General features: G+C 70.6%; 16 protein-coding genes and 1 pseudogene. 10 read left to right on the top strand and 7 right to left on the bottom strand.

Features of this window, described 5'->3' with window-relative positions; genetic code table 11:
* Positions 1–32 precede the first annotated feature (32 nt).
* From RBJ65_RS27875 to RBJ65_RS27860, 4 genes and pseudogenes are all read right to left on the bottom strand, one after another.
* Positions 33–499: pseudogene (locus tag RBJ65_RS27875) on the bottom strand (RpiB/LacA/LacB family sugar-phosphate isomerase).
* On the bottom strand, positions 499–2,217 hold the full coding sequence (locus RBJ65_RS27870) for a dihydroxyacetone kinase family protein (protein WP_306322109.1): 1,719 nt from the start codon (positions 2,215–2,217) through the stop codon (positions 499–501). The pseudogene RBJ65_RS27875 and the gene RBJ65_RS27870 overlap by 1 nt, the downstream one beginning before the upstream one ends.
* Positions 2,218–2,236: 19 nt before the next feature.
* Positions 2,237–3,013: an SDR family NAD(P)-dependent oxidoreductase gene (locus tag RBJ65_RS27865; RefSeq protein WP_306322110.1), complete on the bottom strand. Its 777-nt coding sequence runs from the start codon at positions 3,011–3,013 to the stop codon at positions 2,237–2,239.
* A 236-nt stretch (positions 3,014–3,249) separates the two neighbouring features.
* Positions 3,250–4,071, bottom strand: a complete 822-nt coding sequence (locus tag RBJ65_RS27860) for a sugar phosphate isomerase/epimerase (RefSeq protein ID WP_306322111.1) — start codon at positions 4,069–4,071, stop codon at positions 3,250–3,252.
* A gap of 146 nt (positions 4,072–4,217) precedes the next feature.
* Here RBJ65_RS27860 and RBJ65_RS27855 point away from each other — a divergent pair, with 146 nt between their 5' ends.
* The 10 genes from RBJ65_RS27855 (at position 4,218) to RBJ65_RS27810 (ending at position 14,656) form a co-directional block, all read left to right on the top strand.
* Positions 4,218–5,627, top strand: a complete 1,410-nt coding sequence (locus tag RBJ65_RS27855) for an MFS transporter (protein ID WP_306322112.1) — start codon at positions 4,218–4,220, stop codon at positions 5,625–5,627.
* 161 nt (positions 5,628–5,788) lie between these two features.
* Positions 5,789–6,508, top strand: a complete 720-nt coding sequence (locus RBJ65_RS27850; RefSeq protein WP_306322113.1) for a FadR/GntR family transcriptional regulator — start codon at positions 5,789–5,791, stop codon at positions 6,506–6,508.
* A 55-nt stretch (positions 6,509–6,563) separates the two neighbouring features.
* Positions 6,564–7,439: an NAD(P)-dependent oxidoreductase gene (locus tag RBJ65_RS27845; RefSeq protein WP_306322114.1), complete on the top strand. Its 876-nt coding sequence runs from the start codon at positions 6,564–6,566 to the stop codon at positions 7,437–7,439.
* A 62-nt stretch (positions 7,440–7,501) separates the two neighbouring features.
* Complete coding sequence (locus RBJ65_RS27840) at positions 7,502–8,839, top strand: MFS transporter (protein WP_306322115.1); 1,338 nt, start codon at positions 7,502–7,504, stop codon at positions 8,837–8,839.
* Positions 8,836–9,771, top strand: coding sequence for a transketolase (locus RBJ65_RS27835; RefSeq protein WP_306322116.1), 936 nt, complete (start codon positions 8,836–8,838; stop codon positions 9,769–9,771). Before RBJ65_RS27840 ends, RBJ65_RS27835 begins: the two co-directional genes overlap by 4 nt.
* Positions 9,768–10,766, top strand: coding sequence for a transketolase family protein (locus tag RBJ65_RS27830; protein ID WP_306322117.1), 999 nt, complete (start codon positions 9,768–9,770; stop codon positions 10,764–10,766). Before RBJ65_RS27835 ends, RBJ65_RS27830 begins: the two co-directional genes overlap by 4 nt.
* Before the next feature lie 311 nt (positions 10,767–11,077).
* On the top strand, positions 11,078–11,230 hold the full coding sequence (locus RBJ65_RS27825) for a hypothetical protein (RefSeq protein WP_266717401.1): 153 nt from the start codon (positions 11,078–11,080) through the stop codon (positions 11,228–11,230).
* A gap of 148 nt (positions 11,231–11,378) precedes the next feature.
* Positions 11,379–12,659, top strand: a complete 1,281-nt coding sequence (locus tag RBJ65_RS27820) for a hypothetical protein (protein ID WP_306322118.1) — start codon at positions 11,379–11,381, stop codon at positions 12,657–12,659.
* A gap of 177 nt (positions 12,660–12,836) precedes the next feature.
* Positions 12,837–13,343, top strand: a complete 507-nt coding sequence (locus RBJ65_RS27815; protein ID WP_306322166.1) for a hypothetical protein — start codon at positions 12,837–12,839, stop codon at positions 13,341–13,343.
* The gene (locus tag RBJ65_RS27810; protein WP_372341395.1) at positions 13,340–14,656 is read left to right on the top strand and encodes an MFS transporter; all 1,317 of its coding nucleotides are present in this window, start codon (positions 13,340–13,342) and stop codon (positions 14,654–14,656) included. Before RBJ65_RS27815 ends, RBJ65_RS27810 begins: the two co-directional genes overlap by 4 nt.
* Positions 14,657–14,686: 30 nt before the next feature.
* Here the strand turns inward: RBJ65_RS27810 and RBJ65_RS27805 are convergent, their stop codons facing one another.
* Genes RBJ65_RS27805 through RBJ65_RS27795 form a run of 3 tightly spaced genes read right to left on the bottom strand, consistent with a single transcriptional unit; the run spans position 14,687 to position 17,827 of the window.
* Positions 14,687–15,586, bottom strand: coding sequence for a carbohydrate ABC transporter permease (locus RBJ65_RS27805; protein WP_306322119.1), 900 nt, complete (start codon positions 15,584–15,586; stop codon positions 14,687–14,689).
* 1 nt (position 15,587) lies between these two features.
* A complete protein-coding gene (locus tag RBJ65_RS27800; protein WP_306322120.1) occupies positions 15,588–16,490 on the bottom strand; it encodes a carbohydrate ABC transporter permease in 903 nt (300 codons plus the stop codon).
* Complete coding sequence (locus tag RBJ65_RS27795; protein ID WP_306322121.1) at positions 16,487–17,827, bottom strand: extracellular solute-binding protein; 1,341 nt, start codon at positions 17,825–17,827, stop codon at positions 16,487–16,489. Before RBJ65_RS27795 ends, RBJ65_RS27800 begins: the two co-directional genes overlap by 4 nt.
* Between the last annotated feature and the right edge of the window lie 246 nt (positions 17,828–18,073).

Here is an 18,073-nt window from a genome sequence, read left to right as displayed (position 1 = left end):
ACTGTCGACGCTGCTGCGGCTCCGACTGCCGGTCAGCACTTCTCGTACTCGGAAATCAACTTTACCTTTGCCGCGCTGGCCGAGTGCTCATCGAAGGCGTATCCGAGCCACTCACGCACCAGTCTGCGGGCGAGTTCGATGCCGATGACGCGCTGGCCGAGGGTGAGGACCTGGCAGTCGTTGGACAGGACCGAGCGCTCCACAGAGAAGGAGTCGTGGGCTGCGGTGGCGCGGATGCCGGGCACCTTGTTGGCGGACAGCGCCATGCCGATACCGGTGCCGCAGATCAGCAGGGCACGGTCGGCGTCACCGGTCCGCACCGCTTCAGCGGCGGCGAAGCCGACCTCCGGGGAGGGGCGGTGCTCGTCGGCGCCGCCGCGATGCACCCCGAGGTCGAGGACGTCGTCGACGCGGGGGGGGCCTCGCGCAGATCGGCGGCGAGCCGCTCCTTGTGGTCGATGCCCGCGTCGTCGCAGCCAATGACGATCCGGAAACCCATCACTCCTCCTCCTGCAGTCGTACGGCGACGGTGTGTGCGATCAGGGCCAGCGAGACGGCGCCTGCGTCGGGGGTGCCGAGGCTGCGCTCGGCGAGGGGGCGGGCGCGGCCCTTGCGAGGCAGCAGCTCCGCCGTGGCGTCGGCCGCGGTCTGCGCCGCGTGTGCGGCCTCGGCCCAGGCGAGCGCGGCGGGGCGGCCCTCGGCGAGGGAACCGCGCAGTCGGGTGCGCAGCGGTTCCAGGGCGTCGACGAGGGTCTTGTCACCGATCCGGGCGCCGCCGAGGGCGGCGATGCGCTCGGCGAAGGCGTCGAGGGCGCCGGCCGTGTCGGCTTCGGCGGAGGTGTTGCCGAGTGTCTCTCCGGCGGCCCGCAGTCCCGCTCCCCACAGGACTCCGGAGGTGCCTCCCGCGCGGTCGGCCCACGCGTCGCCCGCGGTGGCGAGAAGGTCGCCGGCGCCCGCGCCCGCGCGCAGGGCCGCCTCGGCCGCGGCGTTGGCGGCCTCGATACCGCGGACCATGCCCCGTCCGTGGTCGCCGTCCCCGGCGACGGCGTCGATGGCGCCGAGCCGGTCCTCCGCCGCGACGAGCGCCTTGCGCACGGATTCGATGCCGGTGACGAGGTCGGCGGCCAGGGACCGGGAGGCCGCTGTGGACGCGGCGAACCGCGGCCCGCCGAACTCCTCGTCCTCCACGGCGTGTTCGGGGTCGGCGGCCGTCCGCTGCTCGAGGGCTCCGCGGCGGAAGGCGGGGGTGCTGGCGGGGGCGGTCCACCAGCGTTCGAGTTCCTCGTCGAGCCACGTGGCCGTGAGGGAGACGCCGGCCATGTCGAGGCTGGTGACGAGCTCACCGACCTCGGGGCGGACCAGGGTGTGACCCGACGCCCGCAGCAGGCCGGCGACTTGGGGCCACAGGACGAACAGCTCCTCCTGCTTGACCGAGCCGAGTCCGTTGAGCAGGACGGCGAGGCGGTCGCCCGCGCCGGCGGGCTTCTCGGCGAGCAGCCGCCGGACGAATTCGGCGGCGAGTTCGTCGGCGGTGGGGCGGGGCACGTCGCGCAGCCCGGGTTCGCCGTGGATGCCAAGACCGAGGCCCATGTGGCCATCGGGGACGGTGAAGAGCGGGTCGGCCGCACCGGGGAAGGTGCAGCCGGCGAAGGCGGTGCCGATGGTGCGCGTGGCGGCGTTGGCCTTGCGGCCGGCGCGTACGACGCGGTCCAGGTCGAGGCCCTCTTCGGCGGCCGCGCCCATGATCTTGAAGACGGTGAAGTCACCGGCGATGCCCCGGCGTTCGTCGACACGGTCGGCGGGGGCGCTGGCGATGTCGTCGGTGACGACGACGCTCTCGGCGCGGATGCCGCGGGCACGCAACTGCTCGGTGGCGAGGCCGAAGTTCATGACGTCGCCCGCGTAGTTGCCGTAGGTGAACACGACACCCGCGCCGGAGTGCGCGGCAGCGGCCACCGAGCAGGCGTCCTGTGCGGAGGGGGAGGTGAAGAGGTTCCCGCTGACCGCGCCGTCGGCGAGCCCGGGGCCGACGAGGCCGTAGAAGGCCGGGTAGTGGCCGGAGCCGCCGCCCGGCAGGACGGCCACCTTCGGGCGCTCGGGCCTGGCGGCGCGCACGGCGCCGCCGGGGACCTGCCGCACCGTGTCGGAGTGCAGGTCGCAGAACCCGGCGAGGGCGTCTTCGGAGAAGGCGGCCGGGTCGTTGTACAGGTAGGTCATCGGGAGCGCTCCAAGCGGCTCAGTGGAGGTACGAGCCGCCGTTGATGTCGATCGTGGTGCCCTGCAGGTAGCCGGCGTCCTCGGTGGTCAGCCAGGCGATGACGCCGGCGATCTCCTCGGCGGTGGCCTGGCGCCCGAGAGGGACGCCGCTGGTGATGGCGGCTTCAAGACGGTCGTTGGTGTCGGCGGCGCGGATGTCGGTGTCGGCGGCGCCTGGGGCGACCGCGTTGACGGTGACGCCCGCCGCGCCCAGTTCGCGGGCCAGGGACTTGGTCAGGCCGAGGATGGCGGCCTTGGCGGCGCTGTACGGGGTGCGGCCGAAGACGCCGCCACCTTGCTGGGCGGAGACGGAGGACATGTTCACGATGCGGCCCCAGCCGGCCTCGATGAGTCCGGGGAGGAATGCCTTGGTGACCAGGTAGGTGCCGGTGGCGTTGACGGCCATGATCCGGTTCCACAGCTCCAGGGTCGTCTCCAGGAACGGGACGGGGGAGGTGATGCCGGCGATGTTGACGACGGCACCGACCATGGGCAGCCGACCGGCCTCGACCTCGGCGGCCACGGCGGCACGAGCGGTGAGCACGGAGGGCTCGTCGGCTACGTCGACGTGGTGGGCGAAGGCCGTGGCACCGGTGGCCGCGATCTCCTCGGCGACGGTCTTGGCGGCCGCTTCGTCCAGGTCGAGGACGGCGACGGCCCAGCCGTCGGCGGCGAGGCGCAGGGCGGTGGCGCGGCCGAGGCCGCGGGGGGCTCCGGCTCCGGTGACGACGGCGGTGCGCTGCTGAGTGCTGGTCATGTGCGGGTCTCCCGGTGGTGGGTGTCGGGGCCTGGCCTTGGCCCGCCGCCGTGTGCGCGGGACGCTGGTGCGGCGGCGCTGGTGCGGCGGCGCTGGTCGCGGGCGTGGGGGCAGTGGCGGAGGTCGAGGTCGGGTCAGGGCGGGTGGGTGCGGGACGAATGGGGCGGGGCTAGTAGCGGCGGGGGGCGGTCAGGTCAGGACTGGCCAGGCCAGGTCAGGCCACGAACGACGGGCTCCTACAAGGCGGCGATGTACTGGGCAGCCTTGACGGCGGCGGCGGGGCGTTCGTCGTCCGTGATGTCGCGGGTCTCCAACTCCAGCGCGGCGCCCCCCTGGTAGCCGGTCGCGCGCAGGGAGGTGAGGACCGCGGGGAAGTCGATGTCGCCGTTGCCGATGCTGCAGTTGATGTAGTCGGGGGTGGCATCGCGCAGGTGGACGTGCGTGATGCGGCCGGCGAAGCGGTGGGCGAACGCGGCGGGGTCGCCTCCGGAGGCGGCAATGTGGCTGGTGTCCAGGACCAGCCCGATCGCCGGGTCGAGGCGCGCGACCAGTTGGGCCGCGAGGTCGGAGTTCCAGCACAGTCGGTACAGGTGGGGGGCCTCGACCCAGATGGCGAGGCCGTGCTCGGCCGCGGCCCGTACGGCGCGGGCCAGTTCGGAGGCGACCAGGTCGAGGTCGGCCTCGAAACCGGCGACCGGATCGTGCGAGGACGCTCCGCAGGGCAGCACGAGGGCCCGTGCCCCGCAGGCGGACGACAGCCGCAGGAGCCGCTGCAGGTGGGCGTCGCGCTCGCGGCGCGCTTCGGCGTCGAGGGGGCGGTTGAGGTCCCCGATGTCGCCGTTGACCGAACGGACGGCCAGCCCGGAGCGGCGTACCTGGGCGGCAACCTCGTCCACGGCCGGGTCGGTGAGCTCGTACGGCACGTGGTCGCACACGCCCGGCAGGGCGCCGAGGTCGATTTCGTCGAATCCGCAGTCCGCGATGGTGGCCAGCGCGGCGGCGAGCGGTAGGTGCCGAAAGCTGATCGAGGAGCAGCCCGGCCATTGCTGTCGTTCCATGGCCAGCGATGTTAACAATGCGCTGTCAACAGACGTCAATGCCTCCCAGTCAATTGCCATTCGAGCGCTTGATCGCGGGTATTCATCCCGTCCAGAGCTGTTGACAAACACCTCTGTGCGAGCTGAGGTGATGCTCGCTGTCAGCAGTGCGGCCGCTCGTGCTCCAGCACGGCGGCCCCTGGCGCTACAGAGAGGCGATCAAGATGCGCAACGAGGCGCTGACCATGCGCGGCCCCGTCCACGGGACGCCCGACGCCCGCCGGGTGGCCTGGGGTTCCACCGCCGGAGGCGTGATCGAAAGCTATGACTTCATCGGCTTCGGCACCGCGGCGGCGCTGTACTTCGGGGACGCGTTCTTCCCCAATGCGTCCCCGCTGGTGGGGACGCTGTCCGCGTTCGCGACGCTGGGCGTCGGCTTCGTGGCCCGCCCGGTGGGCGGCGTCATCGGCGGCCACCTCGGAGACAGGATCGGCCGCAAACCGGTGCTGGTCGCCTCGCTGATCGTGATGGGCCTCGCGACCTTCGCCATCGGCCTGCTGCCGACCTATGCGACCGTCGGCATGCTGGCACCGACGCTGCTGGCGATCGTGCGCATCGTCCAGGGTGTCGCCTACGGGGCCGAGTGGGGCGGCGCGATCCTGATGACGTACGAACACGCCCCATGGCGCCGCAAGGGCGCCTTCACCGGGATCGTGCAGTCCGGTTTCCCGATCGGCCTGCTCCTGGCCAACCTGGTCTTCCTCGGGTCGGTGCACCTGCCGGGCGACTGGGCCTGGCGCGTGCCGTTCCTCGCCAGCATGATCCTGGTGATCGTCGGCCTGGTGGTGCGCTCCAAGGTGCCCGAGTCCCCGGTCTTCGAGGACGTGCGCGACAGCGGGGAGATCGCCGAGGCCCCCATCGCGCAGGTGATCAGGAACGACTGGCAGAACGTGCTGCGCGGCATCGGCCTGCGCCTGGCGGAGACGGCCGGCTACGCGGTGGCCGTCACGTACATGATCTCGTACCTGAAGGACCGACAGCTGGCCTCCAGCGGCGAGACGATCCTCGCGTTGTGCATCGCCGCCGCGCTGGGCATCTTCGCCACCGTCGGCTGGGGCGCACTCACCGACCGGATCGGGCGCCGCCCCCTCTACCTGTGGGTGACCCTCTTCTGCGCGGTGTGGGCGATCCCGATGTTCCTCCTGGTCAACACGGGCGCCGTACCGGTGATCGTCCTGACCCTGGTGATCTCCTACGGCGTGTGCCAGAACGCCCTGGCCGGGGCGCAGGGCGCCTGGTTCCCCGAACTGTTCCAGGCACAGACGCGCTCGTCGGGCGCCTCGTTGGCCTACCAGATCTCGGCCATGATCTCCGGCGTGACGCCCTTCGTGACGACGCTGCTGTACATGTGGCTCGGCTGGCTGGGCCCGGCCCTGCTCTTCCTCGCCTACGGCCTGCTCGGCCTGGTCTCGGCCCTCGTGACCCGCGAGACCTGGGGCCGCGAGGAGCGCGCGGCGGCGGACACGGCCGCCAGTGCGAGCGGAGACCTCCGCGTAGGAGCGCAGATCCCCGCGTAGGAGCGCAGACCTCCGCACAGGGGCGACCTGACCCCGGCCGTCACCTTGAGATTGGTTGTACCAAAGCATTGACCTGCGAGTGTGGACAGTCCTAGCCTCCTCACATTGGTCGAACCAAAGTGGGTCGACCGTCGTACGAGTCGTCATTCCAGGAGGCCGCCGTGGCACTCGACCTGCCGCAGTTGGTCCGCGCGCTCTCGGAGCAGAGCACGCCGGACACGGAGGGCGGGCGGCTGAGGCTGCCCACCGAGCGGGAGCTGGTGTCCCGGCTCGAGATCAGCCGGGGCGCGCTGCGCGAACAGCTGTCGATCCTCGAGCACCTCGGGTTCCTGGACCGCACGCAGGGCCGCGGCTCCTTCCTCACCGCGCCCGACGCGACCTTTCTCCAGCTGTACTTCGACATGGCCGGGCAGCTCGGACATCTGACGCAGCCGCAGTTCCGCTCCGCCCGCGAAATCCTGGAGACGGCGCTCGCCGAGGCCGCCGCGCGCCGCGCCACCGCCGACGACGTCGACGAACTGCGCGGCCTGGTGGACGAGATGGTGCGCGCCACCGCAGCGGGCGAGTCGGCCGTCGCCCTGGAGGCGGACCTCGACTTCCACCGGCGACTGTGCGAGATCGTCGGCAATCCGGTGTTCGACCTCATGCACGAGGCGCTCAGCCACGCCCTGCGCAGCGAGCTGGTGGACCGGCGCGAGCTCGCCACGCAGGTCCCGCTGCCGCCCGGCCGCAGCCTGGTCATCGACACCGTGCACTACGGCATCGTCGAGGCCATCGACGGGCGGGACGGCGAGGGTGCCCGCGCGGCCATGCGCCGGCACTTCGAGGTGTGGTCCTCGTTCACCGACACCTCGGCCCACACCGACGCCTCAGACCACTGACGTTCACGGACGGCCGGCCCGTCGGCCGCCTCCCTCGCGCACCAAGGAACACCTGATGACCCCTTCTCCCCTCGTCTTCGTCGGTATCGGCGCCATCGGCCTCCCCATGGCCGCCCGCATCGCCGCCGCCGGACACACCGTCACCGGCGTCGACACGGCGCCCGGCGCCGCCGACCGCGCAAAGGAGGCCGGGCTCGCGGCCGCCGTCCCCGCGATCGGCGCCGCGCCCGCCGACGCCACCACGACGATCGTCATGGTGGCCACCCCCGATCAGCTCGGCGCGCTCGTCGACGACGCTCTCGCGGCCCGTCCCGATCAGGCCGGCCGGCACTGGGTGATCATGAGCACGGTCGGCCCGGACGCCGTGCGCGCGCAGACCGAGCGGCTCGCCGCGGCCGGCGCCCGGGTGGTCGACGCCCCGGTGACCGGCGGCGTGGCACGCGCGCGTACCGGCGAGTTGACGATCTTCGCGGCCGGTGCCGCCGACGACGTGGCCGCCGTCGCCCCGATCCTCAGCCCCTGCGGCACGGTGCGCACCGTCGGCGAGCGGGCCGGTGACGGGCAGGCCATCAAGGTGGTCAACCAGCACCTGTGCTCGGTCCACATCGTCGCCGCCGCCGAGGCCCTGAACCTGGCCTCCTCCCTCGACCTCGACCCCGCGCAGGTGCTCGGTCTGATCGAGGGCGGCGCCGCCGGGTCGTATCTGCTGTCCGACCGCGGGCCGCGCATGCTCGGCGGCACCGACGTCGAAGTCACCAGCGCCGTCTCCATCTTCGTCAAGGACAGCGGCCTGGTCGCCGAGGCGGCCCGCTCCGCCGACGCCGCCACTCCCCTGCTCGATCTCGCCCGCGACCGCTACCTGGCCGCCGCCGACCGTGGTCTCGCCGCGCACGACGACTCCCGCGTCATCGAGACGTACCAGACCCCCTGATCCCGCGGGGAGGGGCGCGGCGCCGATCCCGCCCCTCCCCGCGGCCGAACAAGGAGCCACCCATGAGCGCTGTCAGCAGAGCCGCCGACGCGCCCCACCGCGACAGTCCCGCCAAGGTCTCCCTGGCCTCCATGGTGGGATCCGCGGTGGAGAGCTACGACTTCTTCATCTACGGCACCGCGTCCGCCGCCTATTTCGGAACTGAGTTCTTCCACACCGACAACCAGCTCGTCGGCGTCCTGGCCTCCTTCGCCACCCTCGCCGTCGGCTTCTTCTTCCGCCCGCTCGGCGGCTATCTCGCCGGACACTTCGGCGACCGCATCGGACGCAAGACCGTCCTGAACGCCTCGCTCATGCTGATGGGCGTCGCGACCGTCCTCGTCGGCGCGCTGCCCACCTTCCAACAGGTGGGCGTCATCGCGCCGTTGCTGCTGATCCTGCTGCGCGTGCTGCAGGGCATCGGCTTCGGAGCGGAATGGGGCGGCGCGGTCCTCATGTCCGTGGAGCACGCGCCGCCGCACCGACGCGGCCGGTACGGGGCCGTGCCCCAAATCGGCATCCCGGCCGGGCTGCTGCTCGCCAACGGCACGTTCCTGGTCAGCGAGCAGTTGTTCAGCGGCAGTTGGGTGTGGCGTGCGCCGTTCCTGTTCTCCATCGTGATGGTGGCCGTCGGCCTCTTCATCCGGCTGCGGATCAAGGAGTCGCCCGAGTTCACGCAGATGAAGGAGAAGGGCGAGATCCGCAAGGCGCCCGCCCTGGACGTGCTGCGCCGCGACTGGCGCATCGTCCTCAAGATCACGATGCTGCGGCTCGCGGAGACCGGCGGCTACTACGTCACGACCAGCTTCGTCCTGTCGTACGTGGGTCTGGCCGATCTCGGCACCAGCAACGACGTCCTGCTGGGCACCATCGTCGGTTCGGTGATCGGCCTCGGCAGCCATCTGTTCTTCGGCGCGCTGTCCGACCGGATCGGCCGCAAACCGGTCTTCCTCATCGGCGCCGTCTTCACCATCGCCTTCGGATTCCCGATGTTCCTCCTGGTCAACACCGGGACGACCATCTTCATCGTGATCGCCGTCGTGCTGGGCCTGGTGCTCAGTCACGACCCGATCTTCGCCGTCGAGTCCTCCTGGTTCTCCGAGCAGTTCCCCCGCGAGGTCCGCTCCTCCGGCATCTCCCTCGGCTACAACCTGGCGTCCCTCGTCGCGGGCCTGCTGCCCTTCGCGGCGACCGCCCTGTACGGGTGGATCGGCTGGACCGGCCCCGCCGTCCTGTTCTGCCTGTTGGGGGTCGCCTCCGTGGCCGCCGCACTCGTCACCCCGGAGACCGCACCGGCCAGGACGCGCGCCCTCGACGGCGCCACCTCTTCCGTATCCCTCACCACCGAGAAAGTCTCATGACAGCGATATCCGAGACCGAGGCCCCCGCACGGGCCGCATTCCCCGAGCGCGTCGGCCGCGTCCGCGAAGCCGCTCACCGCATGCGCCACCACGTCCTGACCATGGGTGAAGGACAGGGCCAGGGCTACGTCGGCCAGGCGCTCGGCGTCGCCGACATGCTCGCCGCCGTCTACGCCGACCAGTTGCGGCTGCGCGCCGAGGAGCCGGAGTGGCCGGACCGCGACCGCTTCCTGCTGTCCACCGGCCACTACGCGATCGGCCTGTACGCCGCCCTCGCCGAGGCCGGCACCGTCCCCGTCGAGGAACTCTCCACGTACGGCACCGACGGTTCGCGCCTGCCGATGTCCGGCATGGCCTCGTACACGCCCGGGATGGAGATCTCCGGCGGCTCGCTCGGGCACGGCCTGACCGTCGCCGTCGGGATGGCGCTCGGACTGCGTCTCCAGGGCAACGGCGCCCGTGTCTTCAACTTCCTCTCCGACGGCGAGCTCGACGAGGGCTCCACGTGGGAGGCCGCGATGGGCGCGCACCACCACCGGCTCGGCAACATCACCGCGCTCGTCGACATGAACGCCCTGCAGGCCGACGGCGCCACCGACTCCGTGCTCTCCATCGAGCCCGCCGAGGAGAAGTGGCAGGCCTGCGGCTGGTTCACGCAGCGCGTGGACGGCAACGACATCGAGGCGCTGCTGCGCGCCTTCGACGCGGCGGGCGAGGCGGCCGCCGCACAGGGCAAGCCGTCCGTGATCCTCTGCGACACCCGTATCGGGCGCGGTGTGCCGCTCCTGGAGACGCGCGAGAAGGCGCACTTCATGCGGATCGACGAGCACGAATGGGCGGTGTGCCGAGAGCAGTTGACGGCGGGCCACCAAGCGGGCGCCCCGGCACACTCCCCGGCGGGCGAGGACAAGGAAACGGAAGCGGCACGATGAGCACCACCACCCCCACCCCGGCCAAGCGGCTCACCACATCCGCGATGATCGCCTCCTTCGCCGACCCGGGGCAGCGCACCTCCCCCGCCCCCTTCGGCAAGGCACTCGCCGCCGCGGCCGAGCAGGACCAGCGGATCGTCGGCCTCACCGCCGACCTCGGCAAGTACACCGACATGCACGTCTTCGCGCAGGCGCACCCCGACCGGTTCTTCCAGATGGGGATGGCGGAGCAGCTGCTGTTCGGCGCGGCGGCCGGCATGGCCGAGACGGGCCTCGTGCCGTTCGCGTCGACGTACTCGGTGTTCGCGGCACGCCGCGCCTACGACTTCATCTGCCTCGACATCGCCGAGCCGAACCTGAACGTCAACGTCGTCGGCGGACTCCCCGGCCTCACCACCGGCTACGGGCCGAGCCACCAGGCGACCGAGGACGTCGCGATCTTCCGCGGGATACCGAACCTCACCATCGTCGACCCGTGCGACGCCCTCGACATCGAGCAGGCCGTCCCGCAGCTCGCCGCCCATGACGGTCCGACGTATCTGCGGCTGCTGCGCGGCAAGGTGCCGCTCGTGCTCGACGAGTACGACTACAGCTTCGAGCTGGGCAAGGCGAAGGTCGTACGCGGCGGGCGCGACGTCGTGTTCGTCTCCAGCGGCCTGATGACGATGCGGGCGCTGCAAGCGGCTCAGAAGCTGGCCGCCCACAACGTCGATGTGGCGGTCGTGCACTCGCCGACGCTCAAGCCGTTCGACGAGGAGACCGTGCTGCGCGAACTGGCCGGTGACCGGCTCGCCGTGACGCTGGAGAACCACACCGTCGTCGGCGGCCTCTTCGAGACGGTGGCGTCCGCGGCCGTGCGTACGGGGCTCGGCAAGCAGGTGCTGCCGATCGCGCTGCCGGACGAGTTCATCGACGCGGGCGCGCTGCCGACGCTGCACGACCGGTACGGTCTCGCGGCCGACCGTGTGGTGGAGAAGGTGCTGGCCGCGCTCTGATGCCGGTCGTGTGGGGTCCCGGCATCCGCCGGGACCCCACACGGTGTCCTCGACACCAGCCTCGGCGCCGACGGGCACCCAGTTCACGTCCCGGGAATTCGCCGACCCGTGCGGCGAGTTGGGTGTGAAGCAGGTGGTGGCCGACGAAGGTGGCGACCCGTTAACGATCAGTTCGAGCCAATTCCACCCAGCCGTCGACCAGTTCACTTTACCGACCTTTGACATTGTCTTGGGGGGCCTTTTACGCTCAATCGGGCGGTACGGATCTTGGTCGTCGTACCGCTGTCCCCACCACATTTGCGGAGGTCGACATGGAGAAGCTCGTCAAGAAGATGGCCCAGGACGCCAACTGGCAGGGCTGGGTCGCCGCCAACTCGGCGACCGCCGCCAAGGACGGCTGCATCAGCGCCGCCCCCAAGGCGGGCTGCATCAGCGCGGCCCCGAAGACCGGCTGCATCTCCTGAAGCAGAACGCACCCGGTCGCACGATCAAGGACTACGGCTGAGCACCGACCCGGGTGACAGCGGCGGTCCAGGCGGGCCGCGGCCGGACCGACAGGACCGACCGCGGCCCGCCCCCTCCCCCCACGCTCCCGATCCTTCGAGGACGACCATGGACGGTCAGCCGACTGCCGACGTCATAGAGCAGGTCAAGGACATACCGATCTACCGCGACTCCGTCGCGCGCGGCCACTTCCCCGTGCTGGAGAAGCCCGAGATCGCCCGCGGATTCCCGGACAACTGGATGACGCCGCGACTGGAGGCCGCCCTCGCGGCCGGCGCGGCGGAGTACGTCCTGTCCACCGGCACCAACCACGCGCGGATGCAGCTCATCCGCCCCCCGTACTTCCTGCTCCGCTCCTACTACCGGCTGTGGAGCGAACACCCCGACATCGCGCACACCTGGCGGGACGGCTGCCGACGCGCCTCCCTCACCACCGTCCTTGCGACCGAACACGTGGCCCGCGTGAATGCGAAGAAGCGCGGCGGCGGACAGGACGCAAGCACCCCGGGCGCCGAACCCTCCCTCGACGACCGGCGGTTGGACGAGCGCACCGTCTATCTCAACCTGCGCCTCGACCCCGCCCTGTGGGAGCGTGCCGATGTCGAGCGCATGCTCGGCGAGCTGCGCGCGATCGCCGCCTCGCACCCCGAGGGCCGCTACCACCTGGACTGCTCCGGCTACCACCTGGCACACCTCGTGCGCCACGCCGAGGACGCCGGGCTGTGGGAGAACCCGGAGTCGTTCCCGCGCCCGGCGAGCATCATCACCGCGTACGAGTACACGCCGCGCAATGTACGCCGCTTCCTGGAGAACCGGTTCAACTGCCCGGTCGTCGACCTCTTCGGCAGCACCGAGCTCGGCTACCTCTTCTACAGCGACCGCACCGGCGGTTACCGCCCGTACCTGGAGGGGATGAGCGTTGAGCTCCACCCCGTCGCCCCGGGCAGCACCCTCTACTCCCTCATCGTCACCAGCGTCCGCAACCCGCACATGCCGCTGGTCCGCTACCGCTCCGGCGACTGCGCCCGTACGCGGGACGGTTCGCCGGACCCCGAGAAGATCGTCTCGTTCTGCGGCCGGGAGAAGGAGCTGCTCGACGGGCCGGACGGGCCCGTCGCGGCGGGCGACCTGGACGAGCGGGTCGCCACCGCCGCACCCCGCGTCTTTGTGCACCAACTGCTGCTGCCGGAGGCCGAATCGGAGGGGCGCGGGTCACCGTCGGCCGTGCTCCGCTGCACCACCTTCGACGGCAAGCCGCTCGGCACGGACGAGTCCGAAGCACTGGGACGCTCCGTCTCCGCGCTGACCGGACGCGCCTGCCGCGTCGAACACCGGGACCACATCCCCATCGGCGCCTCCGGCAAGTACGCCTGGCTGACGAGGAGTTGACGGGTACCGCCAGCCCTCAGAAGGAGCGAAGGCCGGGACAGTACGGGACAACCCGGGGCAGTACCGAGGGAAGCATCCGAGGGGAACGACGTGAACGACCAGCACCACAAGGCCAACCAGCAGACCCCGCACGCGGCGGCGCACGAAGCACCCACCACGACCGTCACCGACGAGGACCTGCGCGAACTGCTCGGCCACGGCCTGCACGGCGAGGTGGTCACGTACTTCGTGAAGGAGACCGGCGAGGAACGCGCCTACGTGGAGCGGCAGGTCACCGAGTGCCTCCGCTACCTCTACCTCGTCTCGAAGTACCGCGAGCGGCTCAGCGGCCTCTTCCTCCCCGTCGAGCAGGCCATCGACGAGATCTGGCACTACCTGATCCTGCAGACCCGCGAATACGTCGCCCTGTGCGAGGAGCGCCTGCCGGGCCGGTACTTCATCCACCACCGCAGCATCGCCTACGAGGAGTACCAGGCCGAGCCGGGCCGCGAGCAGGCCGCCGAGGAGGCGCTGCGCTGGATCCCGCTGTACTGCCGGGAGTTCGGGCCCTTCGACGAGGGTGCGCTGCCGCACTGGACCATCGTGCGCTACCTGCACCAGCACATGGACATGCCGCTGGACGAGATCTCGGCGCTCGAACCGATGGAGCCGAACGCCCCCGCCGAGCCGATCGGCGCGGCGTGACCTCTGTGGCACGCCCCTCGCAGGCCGGACGGTCGACGCCACAGCCCGAACACCCGGCGCAGCGACGGGTGTTGACCGTCCTCGTCCTCTGCCAGGCCCTCAGCGGGGCGGGCCTCGCCGCCGGCATCACCGTGGGGGCGTTGCTCGCCGAGCGGATGCTGGGCTCCACGAGCCTTGCCGGGCTGCCCAGCGCGCTGTTCACCGGGGGCGCCGCGCTCGGTTCGCTGGGCATCGGGCGGCTCTGCCAGCGGTGGGGCCGCCGCCCCGGGCTCGCCCTGGGGTACGCGGCGGGCGCGGCCGGCAGCCTCGGCGTCGTGCTCGCCGCGGTCGCGGACAGCGTGCCGCTGCTGTTCGTCTCCCTGCTGGTGTACGGCTCGGGCACGGCCGCCAACCTCCTCGCCCGCTACGCCGGGGCCGACCTCGCCTCGCCCGCGCGGCGTGGCCGGGCAGTCAGCACCGTCCTGTTCGCGACGACGTTCGGGGCGGTCATCGGCCCCAACCTCGTCCACATGACAGGTAATTGGGCCCACGCCTGGGGCATACCGCGCCTCGCGGGTCCCTTCCTCCTCGCCACGGCCGCGTACGGTGCGGCCTCCCTGGCCCTGGCCGTCCTCCTGCGCCCGGACCCGCTGCTGCTCGCACGCGAACGGGCCGCCGAGGAGGAGGCGACGGCGGAGCCGGGGTCGGCCGCCCAGACCGCGGGACGTACGGACGCCCGCGGCCTGGCCACCGGCACCGCTGTCATGGTCCTCACCCAACTCGTGATGATCGCTGTCATGACGATGACGCCGGTCCACATGCAGGCCCACGGGCACGGTACCCAGGCAACGGGCCTGGTCATCGCCCTGCACGTGGGCGCCATGTATCTGCCGTCGCCGCTCACGGGGCTGCTGGTCGACCGCATCGGACGGCTGTGGCTGGCCGCGGCCTCCGGGACAACGCTGCTCGCGGCGGGGGCGCTCGCCGCTCTGGCGCCGCCGCACTCCGTCGCCGCGCTCGCCACGGCCCTGGTCCTGCTGGGCCTCGGCTGGAACTTCGGCCTCGTCAGCGGCACCGCCCTCATCACTGACGCGCTCCCCGTGGCCACCCGGGCCCGCACCCAGGGCCTCGTCGACGTCGGCATCTCCCTCGCGGGCGCCACGGGCGGGGCGGCCTCCGGCGCGGTGGTGGCCGGCGCCGGCTTCCCCGCGCTGGGCCTCACCGGCGGCCTCCTGGCCGTACTCCTCACCCCGCTGGCCCTGCTGCGGCTCCGCGCGGGGAGCCGAAAAGGGGCGGCCTCCCGCGTCCAGCCTGATCCGTCAGAAGGACACTAGGACGCACATCCACCGCCTGGGAAATCCCCGTCACTTGCCGATACCGGCAGTCAGGCCGCTGAGCAACTGTCGGCGGCCGAACGCGTACAGGATCAGAATCGGCAGCGTGGTGAGGACGACGGCCGCGAGGATCGCGGGGACGTTGACCTGGAACTGGCCCTGCAAGGACCACACAGCGAGCGGCAGGGTCCGCTTGGACGGGCTCTGGGTGAGGATCAGCGGGAGCAGGAATCCGTTCCAGATGGTCAGCGCGTTGAAGATGGTCACGGTCAGGATGGCGGGGCGGGTGAGCGGGGCCGCGAGGCGCCACAAGGTGGCCCACTCGGTGGCACCGTCGACCCGCATCGAGTCGAACAGCTCCTTGGGCACGTCCCGGATGAAGTTGGCGAGTACCAGTACGGACAGCGGGATGGCGAAGGCGATCGACGGGAGGATCAGCGCCAGCAGGGTGTCGTACAGATGCAGCCGGATGATGATCAGGTACACCGGGATCACCGTGGCCTGCAGCGGGATGGCCAGGCCCATGAGGAACAGGCCGTTGACCGCGCGCAGGTAGCGCGTGCGGCCGCCGCGCACGATCGCGTAGGCGGCCATGAACGAGAACGCGACCGCCGGAATCACCGCGCCGGCGCTGACCACGACGCTGTTGACGAAGTAGGAGACGAAGTCGGATTCGAGAACGAGGCGGTAGTTGTCGAGCGTGAGGTCGCCGGACGGGGCCAGCGAGTTGCTCGTGTAATAGCTGCTCTGTGCCTTGAAGCTGGTGATGAGCGTCCAGTACAGGGGCACCGCCACGACGACGAGCCAGAACCATCCGGCCAGGCCGCCCAGCCAGTTGCGGCGCTGGGCGGCGGCGCGGGGGCGGCGCTCGCGGCGGGGGATCCGCTGCGGGCGCTGCGGGCGCTCCTGCTTGGTCAGTGTGGTCGTCACGTCAGGCCCCCTCGAGCTGGCTCGCGCCCGCGTCCCGGCCGCCGAGCCTGCGCAGCAGCAGGGCGAAGGCGAGGCCCACCAGGACGAGGATGACCGCGATGGCGCTGGCCGGGCCCATCAGGTTGGCCTGGAAGCCCCGCTTGTACATGTCGAGCGCGAGGACCCGGGTGGCGTCTCCTGGCCCCCCTTCGGTCAAAACGTAGATGAGGTCGAAGAAGGTCAGGGACCCGACCACCATCAGCGTCGAGGAGGTGATGATGGTGTATTTCAGCTGGGGCAGCGTGATGCTGAAGAACTGCCGGATCCGTCCGGCGCCGTCCAATTGTGCCGCTTCGTAGAGGGACTTGGGGATCTGTTGCACACCGCCCTGGTAGATCAGCGAGTGGAACGGGACGAACTGCCAGGAGACGATGAAGACGACGACGCCGAACGCGAGTCCGGGCCGCCCCAGCCAGTCCTTGCTGAGCGAGTCGACGCCGAGTCCCGCGCCGAGCCCGAAGGTCGGGTTCAGCAGCGCCTTGTACGCGACGGCGATCGCGGCGGAGCTGAGCAGGAGCGGGACGAAGTACACCACCCCGAGCAGTGCCCGGTAGCGCTGGCGTCCCGCCATGAACGTACCGAGCAGAATGCTGATCGGCGTCTGGAACGCCCAGGACGCGATCATCACCTCGAACGTCACCAGCACCGCGTGCGGGAGGCCGGGGTTGGTCAGCACCGCCCGCCAACTGGTGAGCCCCGACGGGTGGATGGCGCCGATGCCGTCCCAGGTGGTGAAGGACAGCACGAATACACCGACGAGCGGGACGACGGCGAACCCGACGAACACCACCAGCGCCGGCACGGTCAGCCACGGCAGGACGCTGCGCGGACCGCGACGGGGCGGGTGGGCGGTGAGCGAGGTCATTTCCCGATGACCTCGTTGAGGTTGGCGGCGAACTGCTTTGGCGAGATGGACAGTTGGAACAGCTTGACGATGTTGTCGAGGAGCGTCTCCGCCGCCGTCGGGCTGAGCGCCTGGTCCCAGGACTGGCTGAACGACTTGGCCTTGGTCGCGATGTCGTAGGTGAACTGCAGGAACTCGGCGTCCTTGGAAGCGGCGAGCAGCTTCTCGGTGCCGACCTTGACCGGGACGCCGCCGCCGTCGATCCAGGCCTTCACCTCGGCGTCCTGCAACATGCCCTTGGCGAAGAACTCCTTGGCGGTCTTCTTCTCCGCGGCACTGGCCTTCGTGGAGATGGACAGGTACTCGCCTGGGTTGCCGACGGTGTCGCTCGGATCGCCCTTGCCGCCCTCGACGCGCGGGAAGTTCATGAAGCCCAGGCCGCCGCTGGAGACGAAGTCACCGCCGTCGTTCTTCTGGATGCCGTACGACCAGGAGCCGTGCAGCATCATCGCGGCCTTGCCGGTGTACAGGAGCGCCTGGTCGGCATTGGAGTCCGCGGTGATCGACGAGAAGCCCTTGACGAATCCCTTGGCCTTGACCAGGTCCTGCACCATGCCAAGGGCCTTGAGGGCGGCAGGGTTGGACCAGGCGTTCTTCTCGCCGTCGAAGACGGCCTGGAACACCTCAGGTCCGCCGATGCGGTCGAAGAGGAACTCCAGCCACATCATGTTCGTCCACCGGGACTGGCCGCCCAGGGAGAACGGCGCGATGCCCTTGGCGTTGAACTTGGGCACCAGATCCATGATGTCGTCCCACGACTGCGGCGGCTTCACGCCGACCTTGTCGAAGACCTTTTTGTTGTAGTAGAGGAAAATGGGCTGCACCCGCTCGACGGGCATCGCGTAGATCTTGCCCTTGACGGTCGCCGCGGGGAACGCGGTGGGGAAGATCTTTTCCTTGACCTCGGGGTGCTGCTCGAACCACGGGGTCAGATCCTCGACCTGGCCCGCCTCCACGTAGCTGCGCAGCGTCCCGCCGCCCCAGCTCTTGATGATGGTGGGCGCCTTCCCGGCACCGATGGCGGTCTTGATCTTCGTCTTGAACGCGTCGTTCTGGAAGGCGGTGCCGGAGATCTGGTTCTTGGGGTGGGCCTTGTTGAAGGCCTTCACCGCGTCGGCCCTGACGCCCTCGTCGGGCTGTCCGCTCAGGTACCAGTACGTGGCTCCCTTGCCGCCCGCACCGTTCTTGCTCGGCCCTGACGAGCCGCAGGCCGCGAGCGCCGCGGAGAGCGGGACGCCGGCGGCGATGCCGAGGACCGCCCGTCTTGAGACGGGACGTCGAGAGAGGGGGATTTCCATGCCTGTTCTCCGCACTCGAGAGCCACCGGCGACTCGTGAGCCGCCGTGAAAACTTTTCGAAATCCGGCCAGCGCTCAGCCCTGTGGAGGCAAATTAGGGAGCGGGTACTGGGCTGTCAAGGCATGCGCAACAACGTTGTGGGGCAAGGCACTTCTGCGTAGCGTCAAGCAGGCACGACATTCACGGAAGCGGCGGCAGATCTCGAAAGTATTTCGAAGCACTGCGGCTGAAACTTGAGGAGGATGC

The sequence above is a fragment of the Streptomyces sp. KL109B genome, from assembly GCF_030766935.1.
In the GTDB taxonomy this organism is placed as follows: Bacteria; Actinomycetota; Actinomycetes; order Streptomycetales; family Streptomycetaceae; genus Streptomyces.
This window is presented reverse-complemented; position numbering and strand designations above follow the sequence as displayed.